The organism is Pelosinus propionicus DSM 13327 (genome assembly GCF_900114615.1).
Lineage (GTDB): Bacteria > Bacillota > Negativicutes > DSM-13327 > DSM-13327 > Pelosinus > Pelosinus propionicus.
Genome location: NZ_FOTS01000014.1, coordinates 55879 through 74654, shown reverse-complemented (window position 1 = coordinate 74654; position 18776 = coordinate 55879). Strand labels below are relative to the sequence as shown.

The 18776-nt window shown below is 37.6% G+C and carries 13 protein-coding genes and 2 pseudogenes; 14 read left to right on the top strand and 1 reads right to left on the bottom strand.

What is annotated here, in order from left to right:
* Window positions 1-102: 102 nt before the first annotated feature.
* From BMZ99_RS09440 to BMZ99_RS09405, 8 genes are all read left to right on the top strand, one after another.
* Window positions 103-1812 carry a ShlB/FhaC/HecB family hemolysin secretion/activation protein gene (locus BMZ99_RS09440; RefSeq protein ID WP_090935838.1) on the top strand — a complete coding sequence of 570 codons (1710 nt, stop codon included), beginning with the start codon at window positions 103-105 and terminating at the stop codon, window positions 1810-1812.
* Between the two features lie 15 nt (window positions 1813-1827).
* On the top strand, window positions 1828-4851 hold the full coding sequence (locus BMZ99_RS09435; protein WP_090935835.1) for a two-partner secretion domain-containing protein: 3024 nt from the start codon (window positions 1828-1830) through the stop codon (window positions 4849-4851).
* Between the two features lie 111 nt (window positions 4852-4962).
* A complete protein-coding gene (locus BMZ99_RS09430) occupies window positions 4963-6366 on the top strand; it encodes an S-layer homology domain-containing protein (protein WP_090935832.1) in 1404 nt (467 codons plus the stop codon).
* 37 nt (window positions 6367-6403) lie between these two features.
* Window positions 6404-7762: an S-layer homology domain-containing protein gene (locus tag BMZ99_RS09425; RefSeq protein WP_090935829.1), complete on the top strand. Its 1359-nt coding sequence runs from the start codon at window positions 6404-6406 to the stop codon at window positions 7760-7762.
* Between the two features lie 157 nt (window positions 7763-7919).
* On the top strand, window positions 7920-8984 hold the full coding sequence (locus BMZ99_RS09420) for a pectinesterase family protein (RefSeq protein WP_090935826.1): 1065 nt from the start codon (window positions 7920-7922) through the stop codon (window positions 8982-8984).
* Window positions 8985-9270: 286 nt separating this feature from the next.
* Window positions 9271-10995, top strand: coding sequence for a methyl-accepting chemotaxis protein (locus BMZ99_RS09415; RefSeq protein WP_090935823.1), 1725 nt, complete (start codon window positions 9271-9273; stop codon window positions 10993-10995).
* A gap of 104 nt (window positions 10996-11099) precedes the next feature.
* A complete protein-coding gene (locus tag BMZ99_RS09410; protein WP_175490517.1) occupies window positions 11100-11561 on the top strand; it encodes an OmpH family outer membrane protein in 462 nt (153 codons plus the stop codon).
* A gap of 81 nt (window positions 11562-11642) precedes the next feature.
* Window positions 11643-12368 (top strand): rhamnogalacturonan acetylesterase, encoded by a 726-nt coding sequence (locus BMZ99_RS09405; RefSeq protein WP_090935939.1) that lies wholly within the window; start codon window positions 11643-11645, stop codon window positions 12366-12368.
* A gap of 203 nt (window positions 12369-12571) precedes the next feature.
* Here the strand turns inward: BMZ99_RS09405 and BMZ99_RS09400 are convergent.
* Window positions 12572-12775: pseudogene (locus tag BMZ99_RS09400) on the bottom strand (transposase); the annotation flags it as partial.
* Between the two features lie 201 nt (window positions 12776-12976).
* On the opposite strand from BMZ99_RS09400, the gene BMZ99_RS09395 reads away from it, so the two are divergent.
* The 6 genes and pseudogenes from BMZ99_RS09395 (at window position 12977) to BMZ99_RS26285 (ending at window position 18597) form a co-directional block, all read left to right on the top strand.
* Window positions 12977-14374 (top strand): glycoside hydrolase family 28 protein, encoded by a 1398-nt coding sequence (locus BMZ99_RS09395; protein ID WP_090935817.1) that lies wholly within the window; start codon window positions 12977-12979, stop codon window positions 14372-14374.
* A 387-nt stretch (window positions 14375-14761) separates the two neighbouring features.
* A complete protein-coding gene (locus tag BMZ99_RS09390) occupies window positions 14762-15355 on the top strand; it encodes a lactate utilization protein (RefSeq protein WP_245754902.1) in 594 nt (197 codons plus the stop codon).
* A gap of 47 nt (window positions 15356-15402) precedes the next feature.
* Window positions 15403-16488: a glycoside hydrolase family 88/105 protein gene (locus BMZ99_RS09385; protein ID WP_090935811.1), complete on the top strand. Its 1086-nt coding sequence runs from the start codon at window positions 15403-15405 to the stop codon at window positions 16486-16488.
* Window positions 16489-16524: 36 nt separating this feature from the next.
* Window positions 16525-18048 (top strand): MFS transporter, encoded by a 1524-nt coding sequence (locus BMZ99_RS09380; protein ID WP_090935808.1) that lies wholly within the window; start codon window positions 16525-16527, stop codon window positions 18046-18048.
* A gap of 127 nt (window positions 18049-18175) precedes the next feature.
* Window positions 18176-18403, top strand: a pseudogene (locus BMZ99_RS09375) (IS256 family transposase); the annotation flags it as partial.
* Between the two features lie 5 nt (window positions 18404-18408).
* Complete coding sequence (locus BMZ99_RS26285; protein WP_090935802.1) at window positions 18409-18597, top strand: hypothetical protein; 189 nt, start codon at window positions 18409-18411, stop codon at window positions 18595-18597.
* The last annotated feature ends 179 nt before the right edge of the window (window positions 18598-18776 follow it).

The window sequence follows — 18776 nt, the reverse complement described above, 5'->3', positions numbered from 1 at the left end:
CATCATTGTCTTAATATATCAAATTTACGGAAAATTCATAGTAGATTAAAATTACTTTAAGGTATCATTTTATATGTAAAAAATAAAGAAAGAGGGTTGAAAATGTTAAGTAGAATGCCAAAACATGGTAAAAAAGCTATTGCTCTTACCGCGGCCTTTTCTGTATTGTCATTCTTGCCAGCTTTTGCGGCGACGCGTCCTGATGCTGGTGAAACCATTGGTACTATACAGAATCGTAATGAAGTAATAGTACCAGGGAAAACTGCTCCAAATGTGGAAAGCGATGCAAAACAAAACAAGGGAGTAAAGGAGAACCAGGGGCCGAAAATCCACGTTGCAAGTATTCATATTACCGGACAGGATTTATATCGTGAGGATGTATTATTGTCACTTGTAAAAGATGGAATAGGTAAGGACCTTACAATGGAAGAGTTGAATACTCGGGCTGAGCGTATTTCTAAGTATTTCCATGATAAAGGATATCTTGTAGCTGCCGCATATATCCCCGCGCAGAGTATCCGTAATGGAGCGGTGGAGATTAGGGTAGTCGTAGGGATGTACGGTAATATTGATGTGAAAAACAATTCAGAATTGTCCAAGGGGAAAGTCAATGCCTTTTTGAAAAATCTCAAGAGCGGTCAATATGTTAAAAAGGACGTGCTGGACCGGGCATTATTGCTACTCAATGACACCAGTGGAATTAATGTAAAAGCGAAACTTGCACCAGGTAAAAAACAGGGCACAACGGATCTTACTGTAGAGATTAAGGATGTACAAAAAATTGTTGGCGCAATATCGGTAGATAACTATGGAAATAGCTATACTGGCAATGAGCGTGCCAGTATTGGTATTACGTATCGTAATGCCAGCGGCGTAGGTGATGAGCTAATCGTAACCGGAATTTATGCTGGCTCAAACTTGCGAAATTCTGGCATTTCCTATCAGGAACCAATTGGCACACAAGGTGGGCAGCTTGGAGTAAAATATGCCCGCACGCACTATTATTTAGGTGGATCATTCAGGGCGTTGCAGGCATCTGGTGATGCTGATGTGAGGGGGATTTATTATACACAACCTATTGTGCGTTCCCGCAATTTTAACCTGTATGGACGTGCAGGCTACGATCACAAAACACTTGACGACCATATTGCTACACTAACTGATGCGGATGATTCAGACAAGAGCTATGTAAATAATAAAAATGATAATATATTTAATTTTGGCATCATTGGTAATAAATTTGATGCTAAAGGCAATGGCGTAACTAGTTTTTCACTGACAAGTTCGCTGGGGGATCTTAGTATTAACACAGCAAGTGTTTTAACTTATGATGCATATTATGCAAAAACAAATGGCCATTTTGCTAAAACGAACTTAAACATACAACGTCAAAAATATATTGCTAAACGGTTAAGTTATAACTTGCTGCTAAGTGCACAAAAGGCTAGTAAGAATCTAGATTCCTCAGAAAAAATGTTTTTAGGTGGAGCTAGTGGTGTAAGAGCTTACCCGAATGGAGATGCTGGTGGGGATACTGGAGCGATTATTACTGGTGAATTACATTTTGATATGCCTACACCAAGTTTTCAATTAGCTGTTTTTATTGATAATGGACGAGTTGTAATTAATGAAAATGCGTATGACAGCTCATCCAATAAAACCGTACTTACGGGAGCTGGCCTTGGATTCATTTGGAATAAGCGCAATGATTATAGCCTTCGCCTTGATTTTGCATGGCGATTGACAGATCCACTGTATGGTGACAATGATAAAAATGGTCGTGTATGGCTTCAGGGAATAAAACATTTTTAAGAGGAGGAAACAATAATGCAAAGAAAATGGCGGCGAAATTGGGGACGTTATGATGTGAATGTACGCCAGCAGATCATGGAACATATTCATATTGGCAGCAAGAGTCTCAATCTAACAAGAAAATTCTTGTTACCAATCTTAGTGACAGGCGCATTTTTGAGCAGTATGACAGGAGGATATGCAAGCCCGACAAATGGTGTGGTCACTACTGGTACTGGAGAAATTACTCAGGCAGGAACGACTACAACCATTACCCAGACAAGTGATAAGCTGGGGATTAATTGGGATAGCTTTAATATTGCTGCTAATGAAACAGTAGTCTTTGTTCAGCCGACGAGTACTTCGGTAGCAGTCAATCGGGTTGTCGGATCTGACGCATCATACATTTATGGTGTACTCAGTGCTAATGGAATCGTGTATTTAATTAATCCTAACGGCGTATTATTTGGATCAAGCGCTCAGGTCAGTGTAGGCAGCTTAATAGCGTCTACTTTGGATATTTCGGATAGTGATCTTCTGGCGGACAATTATACATTCAGTGGTACTGGTGGGACTGTTGTCAATCAGGGGACGATTACTGCAAGTGATGGCGGTTATGTAGTATTATTGGGCAACCAAGTTTCTAATCAAGGGACGATTATTGCTAATCAAGGTACGGTAGCTCTTGGGGCCGGGAACCAAATTAGCATCGACTTTGACGGTGATGGGCTGTTGAGTTTAAGTGTAGACAAGGGTGCAGTAGCAGCATTGGCAGAAAACAATAACCTGATTCAGGCTGATGGGGGAAAAGTTGTCCTGACGGCTAAATCGACGGATACGTTGCCTGGTACGGTAGTCAATAATAGCGGGATCATTCAGGCGAGAAGTATAAAAAATGTCAATGGTGTTATTATCCTTGACGGAGGTACCAGTGGTACTGTGACAAACAGCGGTACGCTGGATGCATCTGGCTTGGCAACAGGTCAAACTGGCGGTACGGTCAAAGTACTGGGCGAAACAGTGGAGCTTACAGATGGTGCACTAGTAAATGTATCTGGGGATGCGGGCGGAGGAACCGCACTTATTGGTGGGAATGCTCAAGGCCAAGGAACAGAGCAAAATGCAACGACAACGACTGTAGCGGCTACTGCTACGATTAATGCAGATGCAATTACAAACGGAGACGGCGGTACAGTAGTGGTTTGGGCTGATGGTACCACTAACTACTACGGAACCATCTCCGCGAAAGGCGGGGCAACTAGCGGAGACGGCGGCAATGCTGAGGTCTCGGGTAAGGAAAAATTAGTATATAAAGGGACAACAGATCTTACTGCTGCGAATGGTACTACTGGTACCTTACTTCTTGATCCTACAAATTATACTATTGACGATTTGTACGGCGACATGACGTCGGCAGAATTGGCTGCAGCTCTGGAAACTGCCAATATAGAAATCAAATCCAGCTACGGTGCTGCAGAGGGCGACGGTGACGTGAATGTTACAAGTGCCGTAACATGGACAAGTGGTAATACCTTAACCCTGACTGCTTATAATGACGTTAATATCACGGCTAGCATCACTAATACCAGTACTGGCAACCTTATACTTAAGGCTGGATATAATGATGACGGTACGAATACTGGTGTAGGCACGGTATCGATAACAGCTCCTATTACCTTGAGTGGCGGTACGGTTACAATTTACTACAATCCAACAGGCGGTTATGCCAAAGCAAAGAATTTCTCTTCCTATATCACTGGATCTTATACGGCATACATGCTGGTCAATAGTCTTGCCGATTTGCTGAACATAAGCACTAATACATCTGGTACTTATGCATTGACTACAGACATCGATGCCAGTACTGTAACCTTGACTGCTCCGATCAGCAGTTTTAGCGGCATACTTAACGGCTTTGGGCATACGATTAGTAATCTTACCATTACCGACACAACGTCAACAGGTACTGGTGTTGGATTGTTTTCTAGTAATTCGGGTACGATAACCAATCTTGGGTTAATTAACGAGAGTATTACCGGCTTAAATTATGTTGGTGGTCTAGTGGGAATAAATACAGGAACGATTAGCAACTGCTACACTACAGGTGCTGTAACAGCAACTAGTGTTTACAATACTTATTACACAGGAGCTGGTGGTCTCGTAGGGGTTAACAGCGGTAAGATTACTGATTCCTACAGCAGTGATACGGTAACGGGAACGGATACCACTGGTAAGGCTTATGGAATTGGTGGCTTAGTCGGGATTGCTAATAATGGTACTATTATCAAAAATTCCTACTTTAGTGGTTCGGTTACTGGAACAAAGATACAGGCTATTGGCGGCATAATAGGGCTGGTCAATAATAGTGCCGCAGTCACTGTTATCAACTGTTTAAATTCCGGTGCGTTGTCAGGTCAAGCTTCGATTGGTGGTCTGATAGGACAAGATAAAGGCGCGGGGGGAACCGTTAGTTATTCTATCAGTACGGGTACACTTACTGCTACTGGAAGTAATGCATATGGCTTGGTAGGAAGCAATTCTGGTACAACAACATATACTAGCTGCTATTGGGATACCACAACGTCAGGAAAGAGCAGCTCTGGCGTCACCTCTGGAGCCACAGGGCTGACCACGACGGCGATGGCGACTGCAAGTAATTTTAGCGCCTATGACACCTCCGTTTGGAATATTACCGATGGAGCAGCACCTACTCTTGAAAATGCCGGCACATATACAGTTACACCAATCACCTCAACGGTGATAACAACAACTTCAGGGAATTCGTTGAAAACAGCACCACCAACGATAGCTACTTCTAGCTTAAAAGATAATTGGCAATGGGGCATAATTGCTGCACAACAGTCTGATGCAGTGAGTGAAATAGCTGTTGATGCTGATGAAACACCTGCACAATTAGCAGGTATTGCCGAGCAGGGCAATACCAATGTGGAAAACCCATCAGGTAATATCATTAAGATTGTAGACTCTGGTGTTAATGTCGATGGAACACAAACAACGACTCCAGCTAAATCTATTAAGTCTAACAAAAAGAAAAAATAATCTTTGGTGGATCAGATGGTTTCTGTCTTGCAGAGATAAAGCAATGCAGTAAGTGAAATAAGTAGAGTGGTAATAATTTTATAAGTGAAACAAAAACTAGGGGGAAAAGCTATGAAAAAAAAAGGTGTGATTTATCTAGCGATTATATTTTCACTAAGTGTCGCAAGTACTGCATTTGGAGCAGAGACATCTTTTTCGGATGTGCCAAAAGATCATTGGTCTTATAAGGCTGTGGATCAATTGGTGAAAGATGGTCTTGTTAGCGGTTATGATGATAAAACATTCCGTGGCGATACAGTGATAAGCCGATATGAAATGGCTGTTATTGTTGCGAAAGCAATGGAAAATATTGATAAGGCTGATAGCCAGACAAAAACGCTTGTAAATAAAATGAGCACTGAATATAGTAAAGAATTGCAGGCTATGGGGGTTCGTGTAACTCGTTTGGAAAGAGCTGTTGCACAAGCTGAGCCCAGCCTGATTGATTGGAGTGGCACGAACCTTTCTTTTCAAACTAATAATATGACTAAAGTCATTAATGGGAAAGCTTATAGTCAAAGCATAATTAATGGTCGCGACAAGTATCAAGATCTTCATTTTTATACCACAGAACTAGTCATGAGTTCTCGCGTGAGTGAAAACTGGCGGTTGGAAGTAAAGGCTGAGGGCAGCAAAAATTTTGAGGGCAATAATGTTATTCAGAATCACTTGACAGGTTTACTTGATTTGAAAAGTTATAAGGTGTCAGGAAAAGTATGGGGCGGCACTCTTACCCTTGGCAGAGCGGAGGATAATATTATTAATGGCCTGGTCTATGATGATTTTATGTCAGGAGCGAGGTTTGAATTTGGCAAAAAGGACACAGGCCTGAAAACAACTGTTTATGTAGGGAAAGTCGATAACTCTAATACTTCCTATGGTACTCTGCAAGTCATTCCAACATATATTAACCAATATTTTGGCGTTAATTTAACGGCACTCAAAGTAGATTATACTTTAAATGACAGGACGGATCTTCATGCTGCAGCTTATAGGACAGAAGCCTATAATGATGCCTATCAAATGGCTAGCATTTGGGAGGCTGCATTTAATACGAAACTTAATCAGAAACTTGAATTGAAGGGAGATTATGCCAAAAGTAATTTTGATGATAATAATACATCCTATATGGTTGGCCTGAACTATAAAACAGTGGATCGAAGTGTACCACGTTCGAATGGATGGGTACTTGATTATGTCAAGATTGGAGCCAAGGCAGTCATTGAAACAGGGTATGACTTCAAAAATTATCAGTATACTAGTGCTACTAATATGGGAGATGTTAGTTGGAATACTACCACGAAGGTTACTACACTCAATTCTACGAATGGACAGAAAGGTTGGCAATTCACATATCGGTATGTTCCAATAAAAAATGTACTACTAACTGTAAGATATCTTCGCGCAGAACCAGTTAATGGGAATGATTATGATGTTATAAAATGGTTCCGTGCTCAGCTGGCGTTCTTCTTCTAAGTATAAATAAAACGCGGGCGTATTAGGGGGGCAGTAAATGAAAAAAAAATTATTACTATCTTTGATGTTGTTATTTGTATTTAGTATTGTTGGTACGGTATTTGCGGCAGAAGGTACTTTTACAAATGTGCCTGCCAACCATTGGTCTTATGATGCGATTGTACAACTAGCAAAAGCCGGGATTATTGAAGGCTATGATGAGAAAAGTTTTAACAAAGACAGACTCTTAACGCGCTATGAGATGGCGTTGATTGTAGCCAAAGCTTTGCCAAGATCTACAGAGGCGGATGAAAAAACAGTAAAGCTGATGAATAAACTGGCTGATGAATATAATAAGGAGCTTAGTGATCTTGATGTACGCATTGCAAAAGCGGAAGCGACTATTGAAAGAAATGCGAAAGGAAATATTTTTATTTGGAAGACTGATTTATATTATCGTTATATGAACTATGGGAAAAGTAATGCGGCAAAAACGATCACACCTTATTGGATATTCTCAGAGCAGCCTACCATAAAAATGAATTCTGGTTGGACGCTTTCTGCTGGTACTTTTTATAGTTCAAGACTGCAGGATGGACAGACTCGTGGTTTTATATATTATGGTGGTTTTAGTGCTGCAGGACCATTTGAGGGCGGGAACTTAAGTGTTGGTAATTTTAGTGATGTAGTACAAAGTGGTATGGTTCTCGACACACACATGAGTGGATTCAAATTTGCTTTTGGTAACAATAAAATGAAATCTGCAGTATCCTATGGCAAAACATGGGCAAAGAATAACTATGTGACAAGCAGTGATGGTGTTCGGTATGCAACATATGCTTTTGATTATGCACTTCGAGGTTCTGCTACGAGTCCTGGTAAGGCTTCAGTGGGGGATGATTCGAATGCTACTGAAATGCTGCCACCAGGAACCACACAAATCATTGGGGCGGTGATTCGTACTGCTAGCTACCGCAGTTCATACGAACCGAAGATTTTCACTGAGTTCGGTGCTGCTACAGGACTAAAATCAGGACATACCTTTACGGTTGATACGGTTAGAAGTTCGAATGTTCCATTCGGCAACACTGGCTATAAGTTTCAGTTAGATTATGCTGCTGGTCAAGCTTATAAGCCAGGATATCATACATGGATGCTTCGTTATGCAAAGATGGGGGCTAATGCGAATATTTGCACGAATGATATCATCACCGATTATTCTGTTAAATCAATCTCTAATGGTGTAGTTACATTTAACACGACGACAGGGCTAAAAGGATGGGAATTAGAATATCGTTATTATTTTGAAGAGAATATAGACTTGAAACTAAATTATGTCCAGGCGTCGCCAATTACTGGGAATGGATATAAGGATTACAAATATTTCCAAGCAGAACTTCGCTTTGGCGTTCGTTAATAAAAGCGGCATAATGTAATTAGTTAATTTTAAAAAGTTGCTTCAAAGGGGCCCAGTACAACTAGCGAGGCAGATTTAGTAAGATAAATGAAGCTTCGCTTAGTTGTAAGGACAAATTAATAATTTTTATAGATTTGTTTAGAAAGGAGGAAATAAAGTGAAATATTTTTTCGTATTGATATTCTATGTTTTAGTACTACCTTTTGTTGGTGTGGGGTATCCGGCAGCGGCTCAGGCATCCGGTGTTCATTATGATGCTATAGTAGACAGTAATTACGAAGGAATAAGCGGGGCTGAAGTTAACAATGTAAAGATGTATTCAAATGTAAGAAGAGCAATAAGAGATGCATCTGGTACTGCTCGTCAACAGTATGTGATTTTCATAAAAAAAGGAGAATATTATGAAAAGGTGAACGTAGATCGATCCTATGTTACTTTGCTGGGGGAAGATAAAGATAAGACCATAATTACGTATGATGCAAGTGCTGCCACGTTGGATGCTCAAGGAAATCCATGGGGCACATCGCGCTGCGCGACACTTACTATTAGATCAACTAATTTCCAAGCAGAAAATCTAACCATTGACAATGGGTTTGATTATCTTGGTAATGCGGCAAAGGATAAAGATGATCCAACAAAGATTAAAAATACACAAGCAGTAGCATTGAAATTAGAAGGTAAAAGCGATAAAGCCATATTTCGTAATGTGAAAGTGACGGGATTTCAAGATACTATTTTTGCTGATGCTGGTCGTTCCTATTTTCTTGATTCTTATATATCTGGAAATGTTGATTTTATTTTTGGTTCTGGTCAGGCTGTTTTTAATCAATGTGATATTGCTTCACGCAGGCGTGGTTATATCGCAGCTCCTAGTACAAATGCTAATCAGAAATATGGTATTTTAATTATTAACAGTCATTTGATGCGAGAGGGACCAGAAGTTGCGGATGGTTCTGTTAATTTAGGACGACCTTGGCATGCTTGGGGGGTTGTAAACAGCGAAGTGGCTTTCATTAATTGTATTATGGATAGTCATATTTCACTTAAAGGCTGGGATAAGATGTCAAAAGATTTGCCAGAAGAAAACCGTATGTATGAATATGGCAGTACAGGTCCTGGTGCAAAAATGAATTCGTATAGGGAAACGTTTGTGCTTAGTGATGAAAGTGCCAAAGATTATACAATTGAAAATGTATTAAATGGATGGGATCCTGAAGAATAATAAGAGATAATGTAAACCGTTCCCTTGTGAAAAGTCGAAAAGCTTACTATATTGTCTATCGTGCTACTACTTGGATGGGGGAGTCAGCATGTCAGTATTGTTATTTACCCTTGGGTGCTTTATAGGCTGTTTCGTTGGAGTACTAGTAACTTGCATGTGCGTAATTGCTAAAGAGAGTAAATAGATGAACGTAGTGGGGGACCCGTGAAGATTTATCTTACGGGTTCCATATGCTCTAAGTTTAGGGCAAGTGTATTAATTTAATAGTAAGGGATAGTGGTTGGCAATGAGATGGCTCAAGAATTTAAAAATAGCTAGGCAATTAAGTATACTTATTTTTGCATTTATATTGTCGTTAATTACTGTAGGATATACAGGATATCATTATTTATTAAAATCAAATAGTGATGTAGAAGAGATGTATACAGAGCGGTTATTACCTATCAAATGGGTTAATGATAGCCGTACTCAGTCTAGAGGAATTGATGCAGATATGTTTGAGCTTTTACTTACCAGTACAAAAGAGGAGAATAAAAAAGCTTTGCTTCAAGATATTACGAAGAGAGATATCAGTATTAATAAGAGTATTGAAAAGTATGAAGGAACTAGGTTAGTTCAACTTGAGATAGATATCTTGAAGAATTTACATGAAAATTTAAATAAATATCATGAGGCAAGAGCCGTTGTAATTAACTTAATTATGCAAAATAAGAATAAAGAAGCGTATGAGTTATTTAATCAAAACGTACGTCCCTATTCTGAAGCAATTCACAATAATTATTATGACCTTTCAGCTTATAATTCAAATAATGCTAGTGAAATCAATAAGCAAAATAAAAATAACTTTATAAATGCAATACGATTATTTATTGGGATTATACTATTTGATTTGCTAGCAATTATTTTACTTGCATGGGTTATTGTTAAATTTATTACAAAACCACTTACAAATACTACCCAATTTTTAAATACTATGACAGAGGGGGATTTTTCGCAAACGATACCGGAAAAATATATTTATTTAAATAATGAATTTGGAACATTAGCGAAAGCTCTTGATAAAATGAATAAAGGGATAAAGAATTTGCTGGGCCAGATAGCAAATTCTTCACAACAACTGGCAGCATCATCAGAAGAAATGACAGCAAGTGCTGAGCAGTCCTCGCAATCTTCCAGCCAAGTGGTGATTTCTATTACAGGAGTGGCGCAGGCTTCTGCAAGACAACTTAAGTTAGTCGATGCGACAACACAAATTGTTGGACAAGTGTCAAGACGAGTTCAGCAGGTCGCTGAACACGCTGTGATAGCATCTCAAGCGGCAGAGAAAACGGAATGGGTAGCTAATGATGGTGGCCATGTCATAGAAAAAGTAATCAATCAGATGAATATGATTGAAGAAAAAACGACTGATACAGCCAATGCAATTGGACGATTAGTGGATAAATCAAATCAAATTGGTCAAATTGTTGAAACGATATCAAACATTGCAAGGCAAACTAACCTTTTATCCTTAAATGCGGCAATTGAAGCTGCAAGAGCAGGAGAAGGCGGAAAAGGTTTTGCTGTTGTTGCTGATGAGGTTCGCAAACTAGCAGAACAATCCCAACGTGCAGCAAAACAAATAGAAAATTTAATTAGTGAAGTTCAGCAAGAAACCAAAAGTGCGGTTATCTTTATGGAGCAAGGTAAGAAGGAGGTAGATAACGGAACGAATGTCGTAACTATAGCAGGGCAAAGTTTTAGTGCGATTATCCAAATGATTAAACAAATATCTGATCCAATTCATGAAATCTCTGCTGCGATTCAACAAATAACGAGTGAAAGTGAGCAAGTTGTTATTGCTGTGCAAAAAATTGATAAGGAAAGTAGAATGACAGCTGAACAGACAGAAATTGTATCAGCGGCAACAGAAGAACAATCGGCATCTAGTACAGAAGTCTCAGATGCTAGTCAAGCTTTGGCTAAAATGGCGGATGAATTACAGAATATAATGCAGATGTTTAAAGCTTAATAACTTAATTCGATGAGTTATTTTGGTAAATAGTAATTAGATCTATGAGTGCAGGAAGTTATATGAATTTTTATGCCTACGAAGGGCAGGAAGGAAGGTCAATTATGTTTGAACAAAAGGAAAAAGGTTTGATAAAAAATCTAATCGTATTATTTTTTGTCGCAATGTTTGGTGTAATAATAATCCAACCCGGCATAGCCCGGGCTGCTGCAACTGTAGCTCCACCAGTTGGTGTGGTAGACTATATAAGTTTAATTAATCAACATCCAGATACAGCGAAGGGGAATGCTGCACTAAAGGCCGAGCAAGAGGAAATGAAAAAAGAATTTGAGGATAAAGCAGCCAATTTGAACGATCAGGAGAAGCAAAGCCTTAACCTTCAACTTAGTCAGCAATTAGAGCTGAAACGACAAGAATTGCTCAAGCCCATCGTGGAAAAGATTAACGTTGTAATTACGCAAGTAATGGAGGCCAAAGGGTTAACGATTGTTGTGCAAAAAAACAGTGTGGTTTGCGGTGGCCAAGATATTACCAATGAGGTATTAAAGAAAATTATGAGTAAATAAATACGGAGGAAAAATATGTTGAAGCGTTTTTTATTATGGGGTGTAGCTGTATGTATAAGCTTTTCTGTTTTTGGTTTAAATATGGCTTTTGCTAGTGAGAAAAGTAAAGAAAAAGTGCCTATTTCCATATTTCTTGCTGGTGATTCTACTGTTTGCAATTATAAAAGCGAACGGGCGCCGAGGGCTGGCTGGGGACAAGTGATCGATAGATATTTTTCAAAAGAAGTAACTATAAAAAATTATGCGACTAGTGGACGCAGCACAAAAAGTTTTATTGATGAGGGAAGACTAGATACAATTCTCAGCGAAATAAAAGCCAAGGATTATTTACTTATTCAATTTGGGCACAATGATGAAAAGAAGGATGTACTTAGCTTGTATACAGAGCCAAGCACAACATATAAAGAATATCTCAAGCAATATATTAATGGTGCAAGAAAACATGGAGCGATCCCCATTCTGATTACTCCTGTTGAAAGAAGAAATTTTGATACCAATGGAAAAATAATTGCAAGTCATGGGAAATATCCTGATGCGATGAAAGAAGTTGGGGCTGCAGAAAACGTCCTGGTTATCGATTTGAGTACTGCAAGTCGAAATTATATTGCTTCTTTGGGTCCAGAAAAAAGTAAAATTATATTTATGCAGCTACAGGCAGGGGATAGTTATAATTATCCTCAAGGCAGTAATGATAATACTCATTTCCAAGAAAAAGGGGCAATTGAAATAGCAAAACTTATTATTGAAGAAATGCTAAAAACTGATTGTGATTTAAAAAGATATATTAATAAACCAATGTTAAAATAAGAAGTTGGCTCACTTATAGATCAATCATCAGAAGCTAATTATAAAGGACGTGAAATTGGTCATTGAAGGAATAACACAATAACAAGAGAGTATAAAATCATTTTGTGTAAATGGTTTTGGAAACACTATCAAGTTCTTGGCTAAATAGAATCCAATCGACCTACTGAAATACAGTCTGTCCAATTTCTGATTGGCGTAGTTCATTTCTTGGCAGCCTCAACTGTCGCCAAGTAGAGGATCTTACGCAGAGCCTCGTCAGAAGGATGGGCTGTTTTCGTTTTTGTCACCTTTCGCAATTGCCAATATCCTTGTATTAAGTTCATCGTATAAATCATTCTGCGAATTTCATATGGATATTTGAAATATGTTGTTCGTTCCAATCAATTATTCTGCCAAGAACGAATTACATATTTTTGTTGAGTAATGTAGCGCGTGAAACAAAAAAAATGCTATGTAACGGGGGGGTTATGATTTGATTAGTATACCTAAGAGTCCTGACCGCCTTAAGATTCTATAAATAACAAATACTTATCTTAATATTATTAATTCTCCCAAAAGTCATTGTAAATTATAATAAAATTGGATTTAGCAATAGTGGAGGTAGAGTTATGAATGTTAAACAAATTCCAGTTGACGGAGCAGAAATAGAGGAGCAAGGATGGCGACAACTCCAGAGTATTTTAAGTAAAATTATCCCCCCTATTTTCCCTAATCGTGATTTTGTGATAACAGAATATGGTGCAATTGGAGATGGGGTAACAGATTGTACAGAGGCTTTTCGTAAGGTGATTACTTTAGCTAATAATATTGGTGGCGGACGAGTGGTCGTTCCTGCAGGAATCTATCTTACAGGTCCAATTCATTTTAAGAGCAATATTAATTTACACGTATCAAAAGAAGCTATTATAAAATTCAGTCAGGAACTGGAGAAATATTTACCCATGGTGCTAAATCGATTTGAGGGCGTCGAACTGTACAATTATTCACCTCTAATCTATTCTTACGAAGCTGAGAATCTTGCTATTACTGGAGAAGGTGTCCTTGATGGTAATGGGGATAAAGAACATTGGTGGCCGTGGAAAGGGAAAAAGGAGTATGGTTGGCAAGAAGGGCAGCCTCATCAGGCTGAAGATCGTGATATACTTTTTGCGATGGCAGAACGAAATGTATCTGTTAAAGAACGAAGATTTGGCAGCGGGCACTATTTGCGTCCAAGTTTTATTCAATTTTATAACAGCAAGAATATCCTCATTGAAGGTGTTACGATAAAGGACTCACCTATGTGGCAGATTTCTCCTGTGCTTTGTGAAAATATTACGATTGATAAAGTAAAAATAATTGGACATGGTCCGAATACTGACGGTTTTGATCCTGACTCCTGTAAGAATGTTGTGATCAAAAATTGCTATTTTGATAATGGCGATGATTGTATTGCTATTAAATCAGGCAGAAATGCTGATGGCAGGCGGATTAATATTCCCTGCGAAAATATAGTAATCCAAAATAATTATATGAAAGATGGGCACGGTGGAATCACTATTGGCAGTGAAATATCAGGAAGTGTTCGCAATGTTTTTGCAGACAATAATGTGATGGATAGTCTGAATTTAGATCGTGCACTACGGTTTAAAACTAACTCTGTACGAGGTGGCATCATTGAAAATATTTACTTTAGAAATACGGTTGTAAAAAGTATCGGAGAAGAAATACTCATTGTGGATATGAATTATGAAGAGGGAGATGTTGGTGAATATACGCCCATTATCCGCAATATCTTTGTTGAGAACTTAGAAAGTTATGGTGGAAAAACCGGCTTTTTGATGAGTGCATATAAGCGTACCCCCATTACCAATGTACAATTTAAAAATTGTACATTGCATAACGTAGAAATACCATTTGTTTTTAAGAATGTTGAACAATTGGTATTTAAAAATGTCAATATTAATGGGGAAAATTATGATAGCGTAAGGAATTATTTATCTTGTATCAATTTACAGACTAGGTAAAATTTTAGTCATTCTTACTTAAAATCAGACAGTATCTTATTTTCTGATTCTGCAAAAATAGCCTTTATTATATAGCTGATAGATCTTTATCTAGCAAGAAAGAAAAGTCCTTTTTGTCTTTCCTGACAAAGAGGGCTTTAATTTTTAAGTCTTTTAAAATAGTGTAGAAAACTTATTAAAATAGTAAATAATTATCTTAATATATCAAATTCTTGGAAAATTATTTTTATTTTATAATAAAAGAAAGAACAAAAAGTATTTATATCTATTTGCTATCTCTAATTCATTAATGATTTTGAATGTTGTCTTAAGTGGTTTTTTATAAGGAGGTGGAGCATTGTGGACGAGATAAGAAAGTGGAAAAATCTATGCAAAGCAAGAGACATGGTGGAAATCTTGAATAAGAAATATTTTCAGGCATCCTATGTGCAAAATACAGATGAGGCAAAGAAAAAACTTTTTAATATGATTGAAGAAGGATCAACTGTTGCTATAGGAGGGTCTGTAACATTAAGTGAGATGGGATTGGTAGATATCTTGAGAAATGGCAATTATAAGTTTTTTGACAGATATCAAAATCTCCCTTTTGATCCAGATATAGTGGATATTCATAGAAAAGCTCTTACTGCTGATTTTTTGCTGACAGGGACGAATGCTATTACTAAAAATGGAGAACTAGTAAATACAGATTGTACTGGGAATCGAGTAGCACCAATGATTTTTGGTCCTAAGAATGTAATCATAGTAGCAGGAATTAATAAAATAGTAAATTGCTTAGAGGATGCTTTTAAAAGAATAAAAGAAATAGCACCGATGAATTCTAGAAGAATAAGACATGAAACACCATGCGCAGAAACTGGAACGTGCGTGGACTGTGATTGTAAAAAAAGAATATGTAATTTTACTACAATTATTCATAATGGGATCAAGTTTGAAGGAAGAATTAAAATTATCATCATAGCTGAGGAAATTGGCTATTAATGAAAACTTTTTAGTTAATGTAAAAGAGAAAGACAAGAGGTGAAAATGTGAAAAACTATGCGCAATGGATGGCAGATTCAATAATTGCAAGAAAGACGAATTTAGTGGATCACTGGGGATATGAGTATGGCTTAACTTTAGATGGCATTGCAAGAGTTTGGCAAAAAACAGGAGAGAAGAAGTATTTTGATTTTATAGTGGAAACCATGGATCACTTTATACAAGAAGATGGAACGATTAATGGATATCAATTAGAGGAATATAATATTGATCATTTAAATAATGGGAAAATATTAATAACCTTGTATAAAGAAACTGGCAATGAAAGGTATAAGCAAGCATTATTGTTGCTAAGACAACAAATAGAAACCCATCCACGTACGAGTGAAGGTGCCTTTTGGCATAAACAAATCTACCCTCATCAAATATGGTTAGACGGATTGTATATGGGAGCTGCTTTTTATGCCGCCTATATAAAGGAATTTGGAGATCTAATAGAGTTTAATGATGTTTCGACCCAATTTATCATAGCTGAAAAAAATCTAAAGGACAAAAAAACAGGCCTTTTATATCATGCCTGGGATGAAGCAAAAGAACAAATTTGGGCAGACAAGAAAACAGGTCTATCTCCACAATTCTGGGGAAGGGCTATGGGGTGGTATGTGATGGCTTTAGTGGATACATTGAAAAATTTTCCAGATAACAATAAAGATAGGGGAACGTTAGTGAGCATATTCAATAAATGTATGCAAGCCTTGTTGAAGGTACAAGATCAAGCAAGTCACGTATGGTATCAAATTTTAGATGCAGGAGAGAGGAAAGGCAACTATTTAGAAGCTTCAGGATCTGCAATGATTGTATATGCTTTATTGAAAGGCGTAAGAAATGGATATTTACCAGGAAGCTTAAAGGAAACTGCAAAGCAAGCCTATCAAGGATTAGTTGATGAGTTTATTTTAGAGACAAAAGAAGGACTTATCAATTTAAACAAGATCTGTTATGTGGCAGGGCTAGGCGGAAAAGACAAAAGAGATGGAACGTTTGCTTATTATATTAGTGAACCAATCATCAGTAATGAGCCAAAAGGTTTAGGACCATTCCTACTGGCATCTGCGGAAAATGAAATTTTATAATAATTGGGTTTTAGCAAAACATTGGAGGGAACTATTTTGGCTAGAAAAGTAACTTTAAAAAATATTATTGGCTATGCTTCAGTAAACTTTTTAGGCGGTGGAGCTCAATTACTGATATCGCTATGGCTAATGTATTTTTATACAACTATGTGTAATATGAGTGCGGTACAAGCAGGGATTATTTTTACTGTGGCAAGATTATTAGATGCTGTTGCTAACCCTGTCATGGGCTTTATAACTGATAACTTTCGCAATACTAGATTAGGACGAAAGTTTGGTCGGCGAAGATTTTTTATTCTCATGGGTATACCAACTATCGCGATTGTATATCCTTTATTATGGATTACTGGTCAATCCTTTACTTATTATCTCATTATGAATCTGATCTATGAAGCAATATTTACTATGGTTATCGTCCCTTGTTCCACATTGCCTGCTGAGATGACACAAGATGCAGGTGATAAAGCCAAGCTAACAGGAACAAAACAATTTTTTGGTACAATTGCCAATATGATTGCATCTTTTATACCGGGGCGCCTATTTCTAATGTATGGGAAAGATTCTACAGAAGCCTTTTGGCTAACGGGTCTCATTTATGGACTCATGACAGCCTTTGCATTACTGTTAGTGTGGACTTTTACTTTTGAACGCGATCCCAAAGAGGTAGAATATAATAGTAATATCGGCAGTATCTGGCAGATATTACCTCAGATCTGTTCTGATGTAGCCTCCAGTATGAGAATAAAAACCTTTAGACTACATTGTGTATTAATGGGGGTTGGTGGTATATTTAAAAATCTGACTACCGGAGTGTTTACGTATTTTGTTATTTTCGTTTTAATGTTAGACACAGTTACCACTTCAAATATAACAAGTGTCATGGCCCTTGTTTCATCTATCGCGTTATTGTTTTTTATAGGAACTTGTTATAGATATGGAGGACCTGTTACTTACAAAATATCGACTGTTATCATTTTTGCATCATTACTTGGATATTATGTATTAACCTTAGGGGTTTCCTCCAGTTTGGTAATTATGTTAACGATTCTTGCAGTCATCAATACTGTAGGAAGAACGGGCATTGATTATGTACCCGTATTTCAATTGGCGTTTATCGCAGATGTAGATGAAGCTGTAACAGGGCAGAGAAGAGAAGGATTATTCTCAGGAGTGAATTCCTTGCTCTCAAAGGTCGCAACTGCGGTTGAAGCAGCATTGCTTGGCTTTGTGTTACAGGCGTTTGGATTTAAAGCAGGTGTTACTGTGCAGCCGGAGAGTGCAGTGCTCGGAATTACCATTTTAACTATTGGTGCTCCATTTTTACTACTTGGAGTTACCTGGATTGCTTCAACAAGATTGAAATTAAATAAGGAAAGACATAAAATATTAGTAGATGAAGTTAACAGATTGAAACAAGGTGGCTCTATGACAGATGCTACGGTAGAAGCAAAAACTGCATTTAAAGAATTAACAGGTTGGGATTATAAAGAATGTTGGGGAAATAATAATGTAGTACATGGTGGGGTAAGTGCTGTAACTCACTTTACAGAAAAAGTATAATGAATCATGTGATACTTTTAGACTCAACTTTTGCACTTCAAAATTCAATAGCGAACGTCTCAGATTTTGTTAAAATGGTAATAATATCCACGAAAGAGATGACCATTTATGCAAAACGTACAAATGCAGAGATCTTTTCAAAGACCCTATGCAACAATTTCTGGAGGCTGAGATGGCAGACCATCTAGGTTATGACGAACATAACGAAGATGATAATAATACTGGCAATAGCAAAAAGCATGAGAGCACCTCTAACGCAATCGAAGAGCAAATTATCGGTATGTATGCAAAGTGTATGCCTACTCGTGATATTGAAGACCAATTGAGAGATATTTATGGGATAGATGTATCACCTTAGCAATGTGTGATGAGCTTGGCGAACTAGATAGGGGCGTTGCTTTGGCTCAGTTACTTGAATTTCTTAATGGGGTCGCGAAAAAGGCTAACAAGCGTATTGCAACAATGATTAAATGTCAATTTTCACAATGGATGAATGCCTTGCCCAATTACATCAAGGTTTATTTACCTATTTCTATCTGCGAAAATTGAGTTTTAAAGTAATACTAAATCGCCTGCTAGTATTGATTAGTAATATTTAAAGACTGTTATGGTTGCTATAAAATGCATTTGAGAACCTAAATAGCATTAGGGTTTCAAATGTCATTTTTATTAAAAGAATTAAATGTCTGATAAACAAATCGATTTACTGGTTAGAAAATATGATGTAA